Source organism: Streptomyces sp. NPDC048197 (genome assembly GCF_043202395.1).
GTDB classification, from domain to species: domain Bacteria; phylum Actinomycetota; class Actinomycetes; order Streptomycetales; family Streptomycetaceae; genus Streptomyces; species Streptomyces siderophoricus.
On sequence record NZ_JBIDAJ010000002.1, the window covers coordinates 144270 to 158110 of the forward strand.

A 13841-nucleotide genomic window follows, 5' to 3' on the forward strand; every position below is an offset into this window, starting at 1 on the left:
GCACGGCGGCGCGGGCCCCTTACCCGCGCGGGTAGGGTCTGCACTCGTGAGTGGAACTGACACAACGAAGCCGGGGCGGCCGGGGCGGCCGGGGCTGACGCCGCCGACGGACGCCGTGGCTCCGGTCCGGCACGCCGAGGCGCCGGCGCCCGGAGAGCTCCTCGGCGCGCACTACGACCGCTGCTTCGGCTGTGGCACCGGCCAGCCGCACGGTCTGCACCTGGAGGCGCGGGCCGGCGAGGGCGTGAGCGTCCAGGCCGAGTTCACGGTCAAGGAGGCCCACCAGGGCGCCCCGGGGCTGGCTCACGGCGGGGTGCTGGCCACCGCGCTCGACGAGACGCTCGGCTCGCTGAACTGGCTGCTGCGGGTGATCGCGGTGACCGGCCGGCTGGAGACCGACTTCGTACGGCCGGTTCCGCTCGGCACGGTGCTGCACCTGGACGCGCAGGTCACCGCGGTGCACGGGCGGAAGATCTACTCGACGGCGGTGGGACGCATAGGCGGCCCGGACGGCCCGGTCGCGGTGCGCGCCGACGCCGTCTTCATCGAGGTGAAGGTCGACCACTTCATCGAGAACGGCAGGACCGAGGAGATCCAGGCGGCGATGGCCGACCCGGACCAGGTCAAGCGCGCGCGAGCCTTCGAGGTGAACCCGTGAGTGAGGTACGCAACCCCGTCGACGTACTGCTGCGGCGGCTCGACCCGGAGGTGCCCGTGCCGGCGTACGGGCATCCGGGCGACGCCGGCGTCGATCTGGTGACCACCGAGGCGGCCGAGCTGGCGCCGGGGGAGCGCACGGTGCTGCCCACCGGTGTGGCGATCGCGCTGCCGGACGGCTACGCGGCGTTCGTGCACCCGCGGTCCGGGCTCGCCGCGCGCTGCGGACTGGCGCTCGTGAATGCCCCCGGGACGGTGGATGCCGGGTACCGTGGAGAGATCAAGGTGATCGTGGTCAATCTGGACCCGCGGGAGACCGTGCGGTTCGAGAGGTTCGACCGGATCGCCCAACTTGTCGTCCAGCAGGTCGAGAAGGTGCGCTTCCACGAGGTGGCGGAACTTCCCGGCTCGGCGCGGGCCGAGGGGGGATTCGGTTCCACCGGCGGTCATGCGGCGGTGGACGGCTCCACGGGCGGGAATGAATACGCAGCGGTCGGTGCCGACCGGGAAGGACAGTGACGTGTTCGGACGTCGCAAGAAGAACAAGACTCCTGAGGAGTCGGCAGCGGGGCTCGCCGAGGAGACGGTGACCGGTGCGCCGGCCGAGGAGGTCAGCGACGAGGAGCAGAGCCGGGTCAATCTTCCGCCCGCGCCGCGCCCCGACGGGCCGTGGGACTCCTCCGAGGTCACCAACCCCGGCGAGGGCCGGGTCGACCTCGGCGGACTGTTCGTGCCCGGGGTCGAGGGCATGGAGCTGCGGGTGGAGGTCGCCGGTGACGCGATCGTCGCCGCGACGGTGGTGCTGCAGGACAGCGCCGTACAGCTGCAGGCGTTCGCCGCTCCCCGCAACGAGGGCATCTGGGGCGAGGTCCGCGAGGAGATCGCGGCCGGCATCACCCAGCAGGGCGGCGTCATCGACGAGGTCGAGGGCCCGCTGGGCTGGGAGCTGCGCGCCCAGGTGCCGGTACAGCTGCCGGACGGCACGAACGGCGTGCAGGTCGTGCGCTTCGTCGGCGTGGACGGCCCCCGGTGGTTCCTGCGCGGCGTGATCTCCGGCCAGGGCGCGGTGCAGCCGCAGGCCGCGGGCGTGCTGGAGCACATCTTCCGGGACACCGTCATCGTCCGCGGCGAAGGCCCCATGGCGCCGCGCGACCCGATCGTCCTGAAGCTGCCGGACGACGCCCAGATGGTGCCGGACGGCGTGCAGCAGGAGCCGGCCGAGCAGTCCCGCTTCGGCGGCGGCGTGGAGCGTCTGGAGCGCGGACCGGAGATCACGGAGATCCGCTGACACACGGTCCGGCCGGCGGGGCCCGCAAGGGCGCCAGGACCGGCCGGAACACGACGGTCATACGGGCCCGCACCCCTTGAAGGGGGTGCGGGCCCTCCGTATTTGTGCAGGTCAGGCCGAGCGGCGTATGAGATCCGTCAACGGGGCGCCAATGGCCGTAAGGGAGACGTCAACGCCGTTCAGGAGCGGTCATGCGGACGGTTTGCTCTAGGGGTCCGAACTCCTCTCCCCTCTAGGAGCACACGATGGCCGACGTGGCCTTCGTCGTCGTCACGGTCGCGGTCTTCGCGCTGGTGGCCCTCGTCGCCAAGGGGGTGGCGAAGCTGTGACCGTCGAGAACGCGGTCGGCCTGATCGTCGCCGTCGCCCTGCTGGGATACCTCGTCCTCGCCCTCGTCTTCCCGGAGAGGTTCTGAGGTGATCACCGCTGCCTCCCCGGCGGGCTCGATGAGCCCCGTCCTCGCCGGTGTGCTCCAGCTGACGGCGCTCATCGCGGCGCTGGCCCTGGCGTACCGCCCCCTCGGCGACCACATGGCCGCCGTCTACAGCTCCCCGCGGCACCTCCGCGTCGAGAAGGTCCTCTACCGCTGTATCGGCGCCGACCCGGACGCCCGGATGCGCTGGCCCGCCTACCTGCGCGCCGTCCTGGCCTTCTCCGCGGCCGGGGTGCTCCTCCTCTACCTCCTGCAGCGCCTCCAGGGCGGTCTGCCGCTGTCCCTCGGGTTCGCGTCGATCAGCCCCGACCAGGCGTTCAACACCGCCGCGTCGTTCGTCGCCAACACCAACTGGCAGTCCTACAGCGGCGAGCAGGCCATGGGGCACGTCGTGCAGACCGCCGGCCTCGCGGTGCAGAACTTCGTGTCCGCGGCCACCGGCATGGCCGTCGCGATCGCCCTGGTCCGCGGCTTCGCACGGTCCCGCACCGGCGAACTCGGGAACTTCTGGGCCGACCTGGTCCGCGGCACCGTCCGCATCCTCATACCGATCGCCGTCATCGGCGCCGTCGTCCTGGTCGCCTGCGGCGCCGTCCAGAACTTCTCCGGCATCCACGACGTCGGACAGCTCTTGGGCGGGCCCCGGCAGACCAACGGCGGTGCGGTCGCCTCCCAGGAGGTCATCAAGGAACTGGGCACCAACGGAGGCGGCTACTTCAACGCCAACTCCGCCCACCCCTTCGAGAACCCCGACGCGTTCACCAACCTCTTCGAGGTCTTCCTGATCCTGGTCATCCCGTTCGCGCTGACCCGGACCTTCGGCAAGCTCGTCGGCAACGTCAGGCAGGGGTACGCCGTCCTCGCCACCATGGGCGTCATCTGGCTCGGCTTCACCGCCCTGATGATGTGGACCGAGTTCGCGCACGGCGGCCCGGCCCTGCAGGCCGCGGGCGCCGCCATGGAGGGCAAGGAGACCCGCTTCGGCGTCGGCTCCTCGGCGATCTTCTCGGTCGCCACCACCCTCACCTCCACCGGCGCGGTCGACTCCTTCCACTCCTCCTTCACCGCCTTCGGCGGCGGCCTCCAGCTGCTCGGCATGATGCTGGGCGAGATCGCCCCCGGCGGCGTCGGCTCCGGCCTCTACGGCATGCTGGTCATGGCCGTCATCGCGGTGTTCATCGCCGGCCTGATGGTGGGCCGCACACCCGAGTACCTCGGCAAGAAGATCGGCACCCGCGAGATCAAACTCGCCGCCTGCTACATCCTCGTCACCCCGACGCTGGTCCTCGGCTTCACCGCCGCCTCGATGGTGCTGCCCGACGCACTGGGCTCGATGCTCAACACCAAGGCCCTGGGCGCCGGTTCGCACGGCTTCTCCGAGGTCCTGTACGCCTTCACCTCCGGCGCCAACAACAACGGCTCCGCCTTCGCCGGCCTCAACGCCGACACCCCTTGGTACAACACCACGATCGGGCTGGCCATGCTGTTCGGCCGCTTCCTGCCGATGGTGTTCGTCCTCGCGCTGGCCGGCTCGCTCGCCGAGCAGCAGCCGGTCCCGGAGACCGCCGGAACCCTGCGCACCGAGAAGCCGCTCTTCGCCGGGCTGCTCGTCGGCACCATCCTGATCATCACCGGTCTGACCTACTTCCCGGCGCTGGCACTCGGCCCGCTGGCGGAGGGCCTGTCATGACCGCCCCCGCCAAACCTGAGGAGCCCGGCTCCATGACCACCAGCCCGACAGTCACTCCGACCCGCGCCCCGCACCAGGACGCCCCCAGCGGGCACAAGCCCGGTGACGGCCGCGTCGGCGGCGGCCTCTTCGATCCCCAACAGCTGGTCAGGTCCCTGCCGGACGCGCTGCGCAAGCTCGATCCGCGGGTGATGGTCAAGTCCCCGGTGATGTTCGTGGTCGAGGTCGGCTCCGTCCTCACCACGCTCTTCGCCTGCCTGTCCCCCGGGGACTGGTTCGGCTGGGCGATCGCCGTCTGGCTGTGGCTGACCGTGATCTTCGCCAACCTGGCCGAGGCGGTCGCCGAGGGCCGCGGCAAGGCCCAGGCCGACACCCTGCGCAAGGCCAAGACCGACACCGTGGCGCGTCGGCTGAACGACGGCATGGAGGAGCAGGTCCCCGGCACCGAACTGCGCATCGGCGACCTCGTCGTCTGCGAGGCCGGCGACATCATCCCCGGTGACGGCGACGTCGTCGAAGGCGTCGCGTCGGTCGACGAGTCCGCCATCACCGGCGAATCCGCCCCGGTCATCCGCGAGTCCGGCGGCGACCGCTCGGCCGTCACCGGCGGGACGAAGGTGCTCTCCGACCGCATCGTCATCAAGATCACCACAAGGCCCGGTGAGACCTTCATCGACCGGATGATCAACCTCGTCGAGGGCGCCGCACGGCAGAAGACCCCCAACGAGATCGCGCTGAACATCCTGCTCGCCTCGCTCACCGTCGTCTTCCTGCTGGCCGTCGTCACCCTCCAGCCGTTCGCGATCTACGCCGGCGCCGAACAGCCCATGATCGTGCTGCTCGCCCTGCTGGTCTGCCTGATCCCGACCACGATCGGCGCCCTGCTCTCGGCCATCGGCATCGCCGGTATGGACCGGCTGGTCCAGCGCAACGTCCTGGCCATGTCGGGCCGGGCGGTCGAGGCCGCCGGTGACGTCTCGACACTGCTGCTCGACAAGACCGGCACCATCACCCTCGGCAACCGCCAGGCCGCCGAGTTCGTCCCCGTACGCGGTACCACGGAGGCCGAGGTGGCGGACGCCGCCCAGCTCTCCTCGCTGGCCGACGAGACCCCCGAGGGCCGTTCGATCGTCGTGCTCGCCAAGGAGAAGTACGGCCTGCGCGAACGGCACCAGGGAGAACTGGTGGCCGCCGAGTGGGTCCCGTTCACCGCGCAGACCCGGATGTCCGGCGTGGACGTCACCGAGGAGGGCCGCCACCGCAAGATCCGCAAGGGTGCGACCGGTTCCGTCCTCGCCTGGGTCAAGGAGCGCGGCGGTGCGGTCGCCGAGGACGCCCAGCAGCTCACCGACACCATCTCCCAGGCCGGCGGCACCCCGCTGCTGGTCGCCCTGGAGGACGAGCGCGGGCCGCGCGTCCTGGGCGTCATCCACCTCAAGGACGTCGTCAAGGAGGGCATGCGCGAACGCTTCGTCGAACTGCGCAAGATGGGCATCAAGACCGTCATGATCACGGGCGACAACCCGCTGACGGCCAAGGCCATCGCCGACGAGGCCGGCGTGGACGACTTCCTCGCCGAGGCCACGCCCGAGGACAAGATGGCGCTCATCAAGCGCGAACAGGCCGGCGGCAAGCTCGTCGCCATGACCGGTGACGGCACCAACGACGCCCCGGCACTGGCCCAGGCGGACGTCGGCGTGGCGATGAACACCGGTACGTCGGCCGCCAAGGAGGCCGGCAACATGGTCGACCTCGACTCCAACCCGACCAAGCTCATCGAGATCGTCGAGATCGGCAAACAGCTCCTGATCACCCGGGGCGCGCTGACCACCTTCTCGATCGCCAACGACGTCGCCAAGTACTTCGCCATCATCCCGGCGATGTTCGCGGTGGCCTACCCGGGCCTGGACACCCTCAACATCATGCGGCTGTCCAGCCCCAACTCCGCCATCCTGTCGGCGATCATCTTCAACGCGCTGATCATCATCGCGCTGGTGCCACTCGCCCTCAAGGGAGTGCAGTACCGCCCGGTCAGCGCCGACCGGATGCTCCGCCGCAACCTGACCGTCTACGGCCTCGGCGGCCTGATCGCCCCCTTCCTCGGCATCAAACTCATCGACCTGCTCATCTCCCTCATCCCCGGGCTGCACTGATGCGGAAAGCGTGGTAACCGCCATGAACAACTCGGTACGCAACACCGCCCGGTTGCTCGGCGCCGGCCTGCGCGCCCTGCTCGTCCTGACCGTGGTGTGCGGCGTCATCTACCCGCTGGTGGTCACCGGCGTGGCCCAGGCGGCCTTCCCTGACCGGGCCAACGGCTCCGAGGTCCGCTCCCACGGCAAGGCCGTCGGCTCGTCCCTCCTCGGCCAGCGCTACGACCAGGGCACCGACAAACACGGCAACCCCATCCCCGACCTGCGGTTCTTCCAGCCGCGCCCCTCCGCGGGCCTGGGCAGCAACCGGGCCAACGGCGTCAACACCCAGTACGACCTGCAGGTCTCCGGCGCCTCCAACCTGGGCGCCACCAACACCGACCTGATCAAGGCGGTCGAGGAACGCAAGAAGTGGGTCGCCGAGACCTACGGCGTCCCCGACTCGAAGGTGCCCGCGGACGCCGTCACCTCGTCCGGCTCCGGCCTCGACCCGGACATCTCCCCGGCCTACGCACAACTCCAGGCCGACCGCGTCGCCAAGGAGAACCACCTCCCGGCAACCACGGTGCACCGGCTCGTCACCCGCCACACGGCCGGCCGCACCCTCGGCTTCCTCGGCGAACCGCGGGTGAACGTCCTGGAGCTGAACATTGCGCTGCGGGACCTGGCGCGGGGGCGGGAGGAGGGGGAGAAGGGCTGAACAGGGTCTGAACCGGGACCTGAGCATGAGGGAGGTCGCTGTCGGCATCTCCGTCTTCAGGAAGGACAAGGCAAGGCCTCCTGCGACAAGGCTCTCGCCACCTCGCGCCCGCGTTCCCGCGCCCGCGTTCCCGCGCCCGCGTTCCCGCGCCCGCGTTCCCGCGTACGCGACCCCCGCCCAGGACCCGAACTGAGCCGCGCACAGGCCGTCCCAACTGCCCTTCCCGGGCCCGCCCGAGAGTTATCCACAGGCGTTGCCTGCCGAACTGCGGTGTCCGCATACTGACGCCATCGGCAGGCACCGCCGGGGGCCGGCCGGCGCGGCGGGCCGATGCGGACCGAAGCCGCAAGGGGAAGTGGGGGAGCGAACATGCACAACGGGGGAAGCACAACCAGCACAGCGTCAGGAACAGCTGACGCGGAAGCGACTGATTCCGATTCCGCCGCGATGGTCGTCGTCGAGGACCTGCACCGCAGTTACGGCAGTGAGGGCAGCGATGCCGGCGCCGTCCACGCGCTCCGCGGAGTCTCCTGCCGGGTCCCGCGCGGCCAACTCGTCGCCCTGCGCGGCCGATCCGGGTCCGGCAAGACGACACTGCTCAACCTCATCGGCGGCCTGGACACCCCGGACTCGGGGCGGATCATCGTCGACGGCACCCCGCTCGCCGAGCTCGACGAAACCGGGCTGCTCGCGATGCGCCGCGACCGCATCGGCTTCGTCTTCCAGTCGTTCGGGCTGATACCGATCCTGAGCGCCGCCGAGAACGTCGGAGTGCCCATGCGGCTCCGCAAGGCCCCGGCGCGTGAGCGAGAAGAACGGGGCGCGCTGCTGCTGTCCCTGGTCGGCCTCGCCGAGCACGCCCGGCAGCGCCCGGGCGAACTCTCCGGCGGCCAGCAACAACGCGTCGCGATAGCCCGCGCCCTCGCCAACCGCCCAGCCCTGCTCATAGCCGACGAGCCCACCGGCCAACTCGACGCAGAAACGGGTCTGGAGGTGATGGAACTCCTCCGCGCCGTCGTCCGCAGCGAGGGCGTCACGGCCCTGGTCGCCACCCACGACAACACCCTCCTGGGCCTGGCCGACCGCGTCCTGACGCTGAACGACGGGGTGATCCGCGAGGAGGACGAGGGCGACGAAGGCGACGACGCGGGTGGAGGGGGCGAAGGGGTCGGGGGTAGGGCGTGGGGGGAGGGGGCCCCGAGGAAGGGTTAGCCACGGTTCGTGAGGACACGAGGGTGAGACCTACGATCGGGAGAGGAGCAGCCTGCGGCGCTCTCGGTCGATTTCGGTGACGATGACCGTGACTTCGTCGCCGACCCGGACGCGCCGCCCCTCCGGAACTTCACCAGGCGTCCCCATGAGCTCTCCTGTGAGCCCTCTAGTGAGCTCTGGCGCGGGGACCAGTCCCTCTGTGGCGTCGGCGACCTGAACGAAGATGCCGAACGGGACCAGTTTGGTGACCCGTCCGTGCAGTTCCTGGCCCACCGTGGTGCGGTCGGCGAACGTCTGGAAGGGGTCGGGCCGCGTCGCTCGCAGGGAAAGCCTGGCCTCGGCGTTCCAGGTGTCGAAGTGGAGGAACACGCACGAGACGCGTTGACCGACGTGCACGATGTCCGAGGCTGCTTCGAAGCGCCGCCAGGACAGTTCGGGGATCGTGATGAACCCGACGCCGGGGAAGACCGGATGGTCGGGACCGTCGTCGAGTGCCACGAACACACCGAACCGTTCGATCGCTGCGACCGTTCCGGAAAGGAGCTCCCCGCACCGCAACGACTTGAGGAACACCCGGAGTTGGGAGGACTCGGGCAGTTCAATCATGCTGAACAGCCTTCCATGCGGGGCCTGTTCTTGGCGGCCGCCACTTGTCGCGGGACGGGCAGGACGGGCAGGACGGGCAGCGCGGGGCACGGCCCCATGCCCGGGTGCAACGGCCGTGTGTGGCTAGGCGGCTGCCCGCGCGTCGGAAGCGCACCGGTCGTACGCCAGAGGTGCGGCGACTCGTCGGTTGAGCGCCTGGGCGCCTGGGCACCTGGGTGTCAGGTGAGGGCGATCGTGAAGAGGACGAATGCGAGCACGATGATGGCCACGCGGACGTAGTGGAAGCGGTCCCAGCGGCCCACCTGTTGCTTCCAGTCGGCGGGTACGCCCTCCTTCGACCAGGCCGCGACGCGTGAGTTGATCGGCACGAGCAGCAGGATCGACATCACCACGCTGAGTACGAGCAGCACGGTGCCCACGGCGATGAGTGAGGCGCCCCGGTCGCCCCATGCCAGTGCGGACCATGCCGCGCCGAGGACGACCGAGCCGATGTACCAGAACGGCATGACCCGGCCGAGGACGCGTGCGCCGTCGCTTCGGGCGTCGAGTCCGCCGTCGTTCGGGAGCCGGTCGAGGATCGGGTTGACGAACACCGCCACCGCGAATTCCACGCCCACCATCAGTCCGACCACGACGACCGTGATGACGGCCAGTGCGTTGTGCATGTCCCCTCCAAGGGCTTGAAGTGTCAGCGGTTGGCGCTTGGCCGTCAGCGGCCAGCACCTGCATGCGCAGCTGCTGTCTGCTAGCGGCGCTAGGTTCTGGTTCGATGCTAGAGGTGTCGCTGCTCCGTTGTCTAGCGGTGCTAGCATCGAGCCATGTCGGTACGTGAACGCAAGGAACGCGAGCGGGCCAACCGCCACAAGCTGATCGTCTCCACGGCCCGCGAGCTGGCCGAGACGCACGGATGGGACGCCGTCACCACGCGCCGCCTCGCCGAGCAGATCGAGTACAGCCAGCCCGTGCTCTACAGCCATTTCCGGGGCAAGAAGGAGATCGTCGGAGCGGTCGCGCTGGAGGGGTTCGCCGAGCTGACGACCGCGCTGCGTGCCGTGGTGCCGGAAGGGCCCGCCGGTCGGGAGGCGGTGGCGGCGCTGGCCCGCGCCTACACCGATTTCGCCGCGCGCAATCCGGCCCTGTACGACGCGATGTTCAGCCTCGACAACGGCCTCCCGTTCGCCGACGAGGCCACGCCGGCGCCGCTGCGCGAGGCGTTCCAGGCGCTGCTGGACCCGCTCGTCGACCATGCGCACCCCGACGAACCGGGGCTGTTCGTCGAGACGTTCTGGGCGGCGCTGCACGGACTGGTCACCCTCACCCGCGCCGGACGGCTGCCCGCCGACCGGGTCCCCGACCGCCTCACCCTCCTGGTCGACCGCTTCGTTCCCCGTTAAGGGCGATACGGCTGGGCCCCGGTGGGTTGGCGGTTGCCGGACACCCGCCACCGGTCACACGCCCCCCGCCACTCCCCTGGTACTGCGTCAGCCCCCGCCCCACTCGCGCCGTTACCAAACGTCGCCGTCGCGCCAGTCGCAGGTGAGGCCGGAGTCGAGGTCCAGGGTGGCGGCGGGGGTCGGCAGGACGTAGAGGCAGTCGTCCTCGTCAGGGGTGCGCCGGACGCCGGACGGGGTGAGGGTCCACGAGCGGCCGCGCCACTGCTGCCAGCCGCGGGCGGCGTAGAAGGCGGCGGCCTCGTCGGAGGCGCCGAGCGCGCCGAGGTCGTATCCGGCGCGGATCACTCGTTCCAGCGCGGCCATCACGGCCGCCCCGTGGCCGCGGCCGCGGCGGTCCGCGCGTACGCCGACCCCCTCGACGTAACCGCAGCGCAGCGCCCGGCCGCCGTGCAGCAACCGGCGCTGGATCACGGCGGCGTGGCCGATGAGTTCGCCGTCCTCGTAGGCCAGGGCGTGCAGACCGCCGAGGGCGTGGTCCCAGTCCTCCTCGGTCATGTCGTCGAAGACGTCGTGGAGGAGGGCGTGCACCGACGCGAGCGTCGCGTCATCCAGGTCGGCGGTGTGGGCGACCCGCACCGCTGGCATGCGGCCCGTCGTCAGGTCTCCCTCGGGCGCGGGGCGGTGGCCGCTGCTGGGAGTGGGCTCGAATGCGGGCGCGGTGTCCGTCATGAGGGCATCGTTGCAGTCGGTCGTGGCGTCCGGCGAGGGGTTTCCACCACACGAAAGGGAGGGGAGGAGGAGCGGGAGCGGAACAGGCGGGGAGTGGGACGGAGGGGGCACCGGGGAACGGCGACGGACCTCGCTCGGGAAGCGGCCGTCGTCGCCGCTGGTCGCAAGCCGCGGATCGGAAGCGGGGGCTGTGGAGCGGCGGGCGGGAGCGCCGTGCCGGGCCGGGGGCGGAGCCCCGTATCAGAGTCGCGTCAAGACCGGGGGTGAAGTGGTCAACTGCGGCTTTTGTTCCCTTGTGGGGTCGGTAGGGTCGCAGCAGGCCAGCCCGGTGGGGGCGGCCTTCACGTAAGACAATGGGGCCATGGCACGCGGCAAGCTACGGATCTATCTCGGGGCGGCGCCCGGCGTCGGCAAGACCTACGCGATGCTGTCCGAGGCACACCGGCGCGTGGAGCGGGGCACTGACATCGCGGTGGCGTTCGTCGAGCACCACGGGCGGCCCCGTACGGAGGTCATGCTGCACGGGCTGGAGCAGATCGAGCGCCGCGAGCTGACGTACCGCGGCTCGGTTTTCACCGAAATGGACGTGGACGCGGCACTGACCCGCAAACCCGCCGTGGCCCTGGTCGACGAGTTGGCCCACACCAACGTGCCCGGCTCGCGCAATGCCAAGCGCTGGCAGGACATCGAGGAGCTGCTGGAAGCCGGCATCGATGTCATCTCGACGGTGAACATCCAGCACCTGGAGTCCCTCGGGGACGTCGTGGAGTCCATAACGGGCGTCCGGCAGCGCGAGACCGTACCGGACGAGGTGGTGCGGCGGGCCGACCAGATCGAGCTGGTCGACATGTCGCCACAGGCGATCCGGCGCCGGATGGCGCACGGGAACATCTACCAGCCCGACAAGGTGGACGCCGCCCTGTCGAACTACTTCCGGCCGGGCAATCTCACGGCGCTGCGCGAGCTGGCGCTCCTCTGGGTCGCCGACCGCGTCGACGAGTACCTGCAGGAGTACCGGGCGGAGCACTCGATCCGGTCGACCTGGCAGGCCCGCGAGCGGATCGTGGTCGGCCTGACCGGGGGGCCCGAGGGCCGTACGCTCATCCGCCGCGCCGCCCGGATGGCGGCCAAGGGCTCGGGCAGCGAGGTGCTCGCCGTCTACATAGCCCGCAGTGACGGGCTGACCTCCGCCTCGCCCAAGGAACTCGCCGTCCAGCGGACGCTGGTGGAGGACCTCGGCGGGACCTTCCACCACGTCATCGGGGACGACATACCGAGTGCGCTGCTGGAGTTCGCGCGCGGGGTGAACGCCACGCAGATCGTGCTGGGGTCGAGCCGCCGCAAGACCTGGCAGTACGTCTTCGGGCCGGGGGTCGGGGCGACCGTCGCCCGCGAATCGGGGCCGGACCTCGACGTGCACATCGTCACTCACGAAGAGGTCGCCAAGGGCCGGGGGCTGCCGGTGGCGCGCGGTGCGCGGCTGGGACGGGCCCGGATCATCGCCGGCTGGCTGGTCGGTGTGGTGGGCCCGGCGCTGCTCTCGCTGCTGCTGTCCGGCCTCGCCAACGGGCCCGGGCTGGCCAACGACGTCCTGCTGTTCCTCTTCCTGACCGTCGTGGCGGCCCTGCTCGGCGGGCAGCTGCCGGCCCTGGCGTCGGCCGCGGTCGGCTCGCTGCTGCTGAACTTCTACTTCACGCCGCCGACCCACACCCTCACCATCAGCGACCCGCAGAACATCGTCGCCATCGCGATCTTCTTCGCGGTCGCGGTATCGGTCGCCTCGGTGGTGGACCTCGCCGCCCGCCGCACCCACCAGGCGGCCCGGCTGCGCGCCGAGTCGGAAATCCTGTCCTTCCTCGCCGGCAGCGTGCTGCGCGGCGAGACGACGCTGAGCGCCCTGCTGGAGCGGGTGCGGGAGACCTTCGGCATGGACACCGTGGCCCTGCTGGAGCGGCGCAGCGACGTCGACCCGTGGACCTGCGCGGGCCGGGCCGGCGGCCCGGACAAGGGCCGGCCGCTGCTGCGCCCCGAGGACGCGGACGTCGACATGCCGGTGGGCGACCACATGGCGCTGGCCCTGACCGGGCGGGTGCTGCCCGCCGAGGACCGCCGGGTGCTGGCCGCCTTCGCCGCCCAGGCCGCCGTCGTGCTCGACCGGCAGCGGCTGGTCGGCGAGGCGGAACGGGCCCGGGAGCTGGCCGAGGGCAACCGCATCCGGACGGCGCTGCTGGCCGCGGTCAGTCACGACCTGCGGACGCCGCTGGCGAGCATCAAGGCCTCGGTCACCTCCCTGCGCTCGGACGACGTGGCCTGGTCGCCGGAGGACGAGGCGGAGCTGCTGGCGGGCATCGAGGCGGGCGCGGACCGGCTGGACCACCTGGTCGGCAACCTCCTCGACATGTCCCGGCTGCAGACCGGCACGGTCACCCCGCTGATCCGCGAGATCGACCTCGACGAGGTCGTGCCGATGGCGCTGGGCGGCGTACCGGAGGGCAGCGTCAGCCTGGACATCCCGGAGGAGCTGCCGATGGTCGCGGTCGACCCCGGGCTGCTGGAACGTTCCGTCGCCAATCTCGTCGAGAACGCCGTGAAGTACAGCCCGGACGGGGAGGCGGTGCTGGTCGCGGCCAGCGCGCTCGGCGACCGGGTGGAGCTGCGGATCGCCGACCGGGGTCCGGGCGTGCCCGACAGCGCCAAGGACCGGATCTTCGAGCCGTTCCAGCGCTACGGCGACGTGCCGCGCGGCGCCGGCGTGGGGCTGGGGCTCGCCGTGGCCCGGGGCTTCGCCGAGGCGATGGGCGGCACGCTCGCCGCCGAGGACACGCCGGGAGGCGGTATGACGATGGTCCTCACGCTCCGGGCCGCGGGCGGCCGGCCGCCGGTCCGGCCCGACCTCCCGGCCCAGGTCACGACATGAGCCGGACCCCGCCGCAGCCCTCCACAACACCTCCCGCGGGCCGCCCCGCCGGGACATGCACC

Annotated in this window: 13 protein-coding genes; 10 read left to right on the plus strand and 3 right to left on the minus strand. The window is 71.1% G+C overall.

Going from position 1 to position 13841, the window contains the following annotated elements; all coding sequences use genetic code 11:
* Positions 1-46 precede the first annotated feature (46 nt).
* The 8 genes from ACGF4C_RS03815 to ACGF4C_RS03850 all read left to right on the plus strand — a co-directional run bounded on the left by ACGF4C_RS03815 (position 47) and on the right by ACGF4C_RS03850 (position 8133).
* The gene (locus ACGF4C_RS03815) at positions 47-658 is read left to right on the plus strand and encodes a PaaI family thioesterase (protein WP_393562995.1); all 612 of its coding nucleotides are present in this window, start codon (positions 47-49) and stop codon (positions 656-658) included.
* Positions 655-1176, plus strand: a complete 522-nt coding sequence (gene dut / locus ACGF4C_RS03820; protein WP_030412312.1) for a dUTP diphosphatase — start codon at positions 655-657, stop codon at positions 1174-1176. Before ACGF4C_RS03815 ends, dut begins: the two co-directional genes overlap by 4 nt.
* A gap of 1 nt (position 1177) precedes the next feature.
* Positions 1178-1945, plus strand: a complete 768-nt coding sequence (locus tag ACGF4C_RS03825) for a DUF3710 domain-containing protein (RefSeq protein WP_030412313.1) — start codon at positions 1178-1180, stop codon at positions 1943-1945.
* Positions 1946-2270: 325 nt separating this feature from the next.
* Positions 2271-2360 (plus strand): K(+)-transporting ATPase subunit F, encoded by a 90-nt coding sequence (gene kdpF / locus ACGF4C_RS03830; protein ID WP_037807896.1) that lies wholly within the window; start codon positions 2271-2273, stop codon positions 2358-2360.
* 31 nt (positions 2361-2391) lie between these two features.
* Positions 2392-4068, plus strand: coding sequence for a potassium-transporting ATPase subunit KdpA (gene kdpA, locus ACGF4C_RS03835; RefSeq protein ID WP_393563441.1), 1677 nt, complete (start codon positions 2392-2394; stop codon positions 4066-4068).
* A 32-nt stretch (positions 4069-4100) separates the two neighbouring features.
* Complete coding sequence (kdpB, locus tag ACGF4C_RS03840; protein WP_393562998.1) at positions 4101-6221, plus strand: potassium-transporting ATPase subunit KdpB; 2121 nt, start codon at positions 4101-4103, stop codon at positions 6219-6221.
* A gap of 22 nt (positions 6222-6243) precedes the next feature.
* Positions 6244-6921 carry a potassium-transporting ATPase subunit KdpC gene (gene kdpC, locus ACGF4C_RS03845; protein WP_393563000.1) on the plus strand — a complete coding sequence of 226 codons (678 nt, stop codon included), beginning with the start codon at positions 6244-6246 and terminating at the stop codon, positions 6919-6921.
* Between the two features lie 447 nt (positions 6922-7368).
* Entirely contained in the window at positions 7369-8133 is a 765-nt protein-coding gene (locus ACGF4C_RS03850; RefSeq protein ID WP_393563001.1) for an ABC transporter ATP-binding protein, read from the plus strand.
* Positions 8134-8163: 30 nt separating this feature from the next.
* Here ACGF4C_RS03850 and ACGF4C_RS03855 read toward each other — a convergent pair whose 3' ends face one another.
* Positions 8164-8706 (minus strand): S1 RNA-binding domain-containing protein, encoded by a 543-nt coding sequence (locus ACGF4C_RS03855; RefSeq protein ID WP_393563003.1) that lies wholly within the window; start codon positions 8704-8706, stop codon positions 8164-8166.
* Positions 8707-8957: 251 nt separating this feature from the next.
* Positions 8958-9404, minus strand: coding sequence for an anthrone oxygenase family protein (locus ACGF4C_RS03860; RefSeq protein WP_393563005.1), 447 nt, complete (start codon positions 9402-9404; stop codon positions 8958-8960).
* A gap of 153 nt (positions 9405-9557) precedes the next feature.
* Between ACGF4C_RS03860 and ACGF4C_RS03865 the strand changes: the two genes are divergently transcribed.
* Entirely contained in the window at positions 9558-10133 is a 576-nt protein-coding gene (locus tag ACGF4C_RS03865) for a TetR/AcrR family transcriptional regulator (RefSeq protein WP_393563006.1), read from the plus strand.
* Between the two features lie 111 nt (positions 10134-10244).
* Here ACGF4C_RS03865 and ACGF4C_RS03870 read toward each other — a convergent pair whose 3' ends face one another.
* Positions 10245-10778: a GNAT family N-acetyltransferase gene (locus tag ACGF4C_RS03870; RefSeq protein ID WP_393563443.1), complete on the minus strand. Its 534-nt coding sequence runs from the start codon at positions 10776-10778 to the stop codon at positions 10245-10247.
* A 445-nt stretch (positions 10779-11223) separates the two neighbouring features.
* On the opposite strand from ACGF4C_RS03870, the gene ACGF4C_RS03875 reads away from it, so the two are divergent.
* Positions 11224-13779, plus strand: coding sequence for a DUF4118 domain-containing protein (locus ACGF4C_RS03875; protein WP_393563008.1), 2556 nt, complete (start codon positions 11224-11226; stop codon positions 13777-13779).
* Positions 13780-13841 lie beyond the last annotated feature (62 nt).

Coding starts and splice junctions, on each gene's coding strand:
- kdpC (WP_393563000.1), top strand. CDS start 6,244: ATGAACAACTCGGTACGCAACACCGCCCGGTTGCTCGGCGCCGGCCTG.
- kdpB (WP_393562998.1), top strand. CDS start 4,101: ATGACCACCAGCCCGACAGTCACTCCGACCCGCGCCCCGCACCAGGAC.
- ACGF4C_RS03870 (WP_393563443.1), bottom strand. CDS start 10,778: ATGCCAGCGGTGCGGGTCGCCCACACCGCCGACCTGGATGACGCGACG.
- kdpA (WP_393563441.1), top strand. CDS start 2,392: ATGAGCCCCGTCCTCGCCGGTGTGCTCCAGCTGACGGCGCTCATCGCG.
- ACGF4C_RS03875 (WP_393563008.1), top strand. CDS start 11,224: ATGGCACGCGGCAAGCTACGGATCTATCTCGGGGCGGCGCCCGGCGTC.
- ACGF4C_RS03865 (WP_393563006.1), top strand. CDS start 9,558: ATGTCGGTACGTGAACGCAAGGAACGCGAGCGGGCCAACCGCCACAAG.
- ACGF4C_RS03860 (WP_393563005.1), bottom strand. CDS start 9,404: ATGCACAACGCACTGGCCGTCATCACGGTCGTCGTGGTCGGACTGATG.
- ACGF4C_RS03850 (WP_393563001.1), top strand. CDS start 7,369: ATGGTCGTCGTCGAGGACCTGCACCGCAGTTACGGCAGTGAGGGCAGC.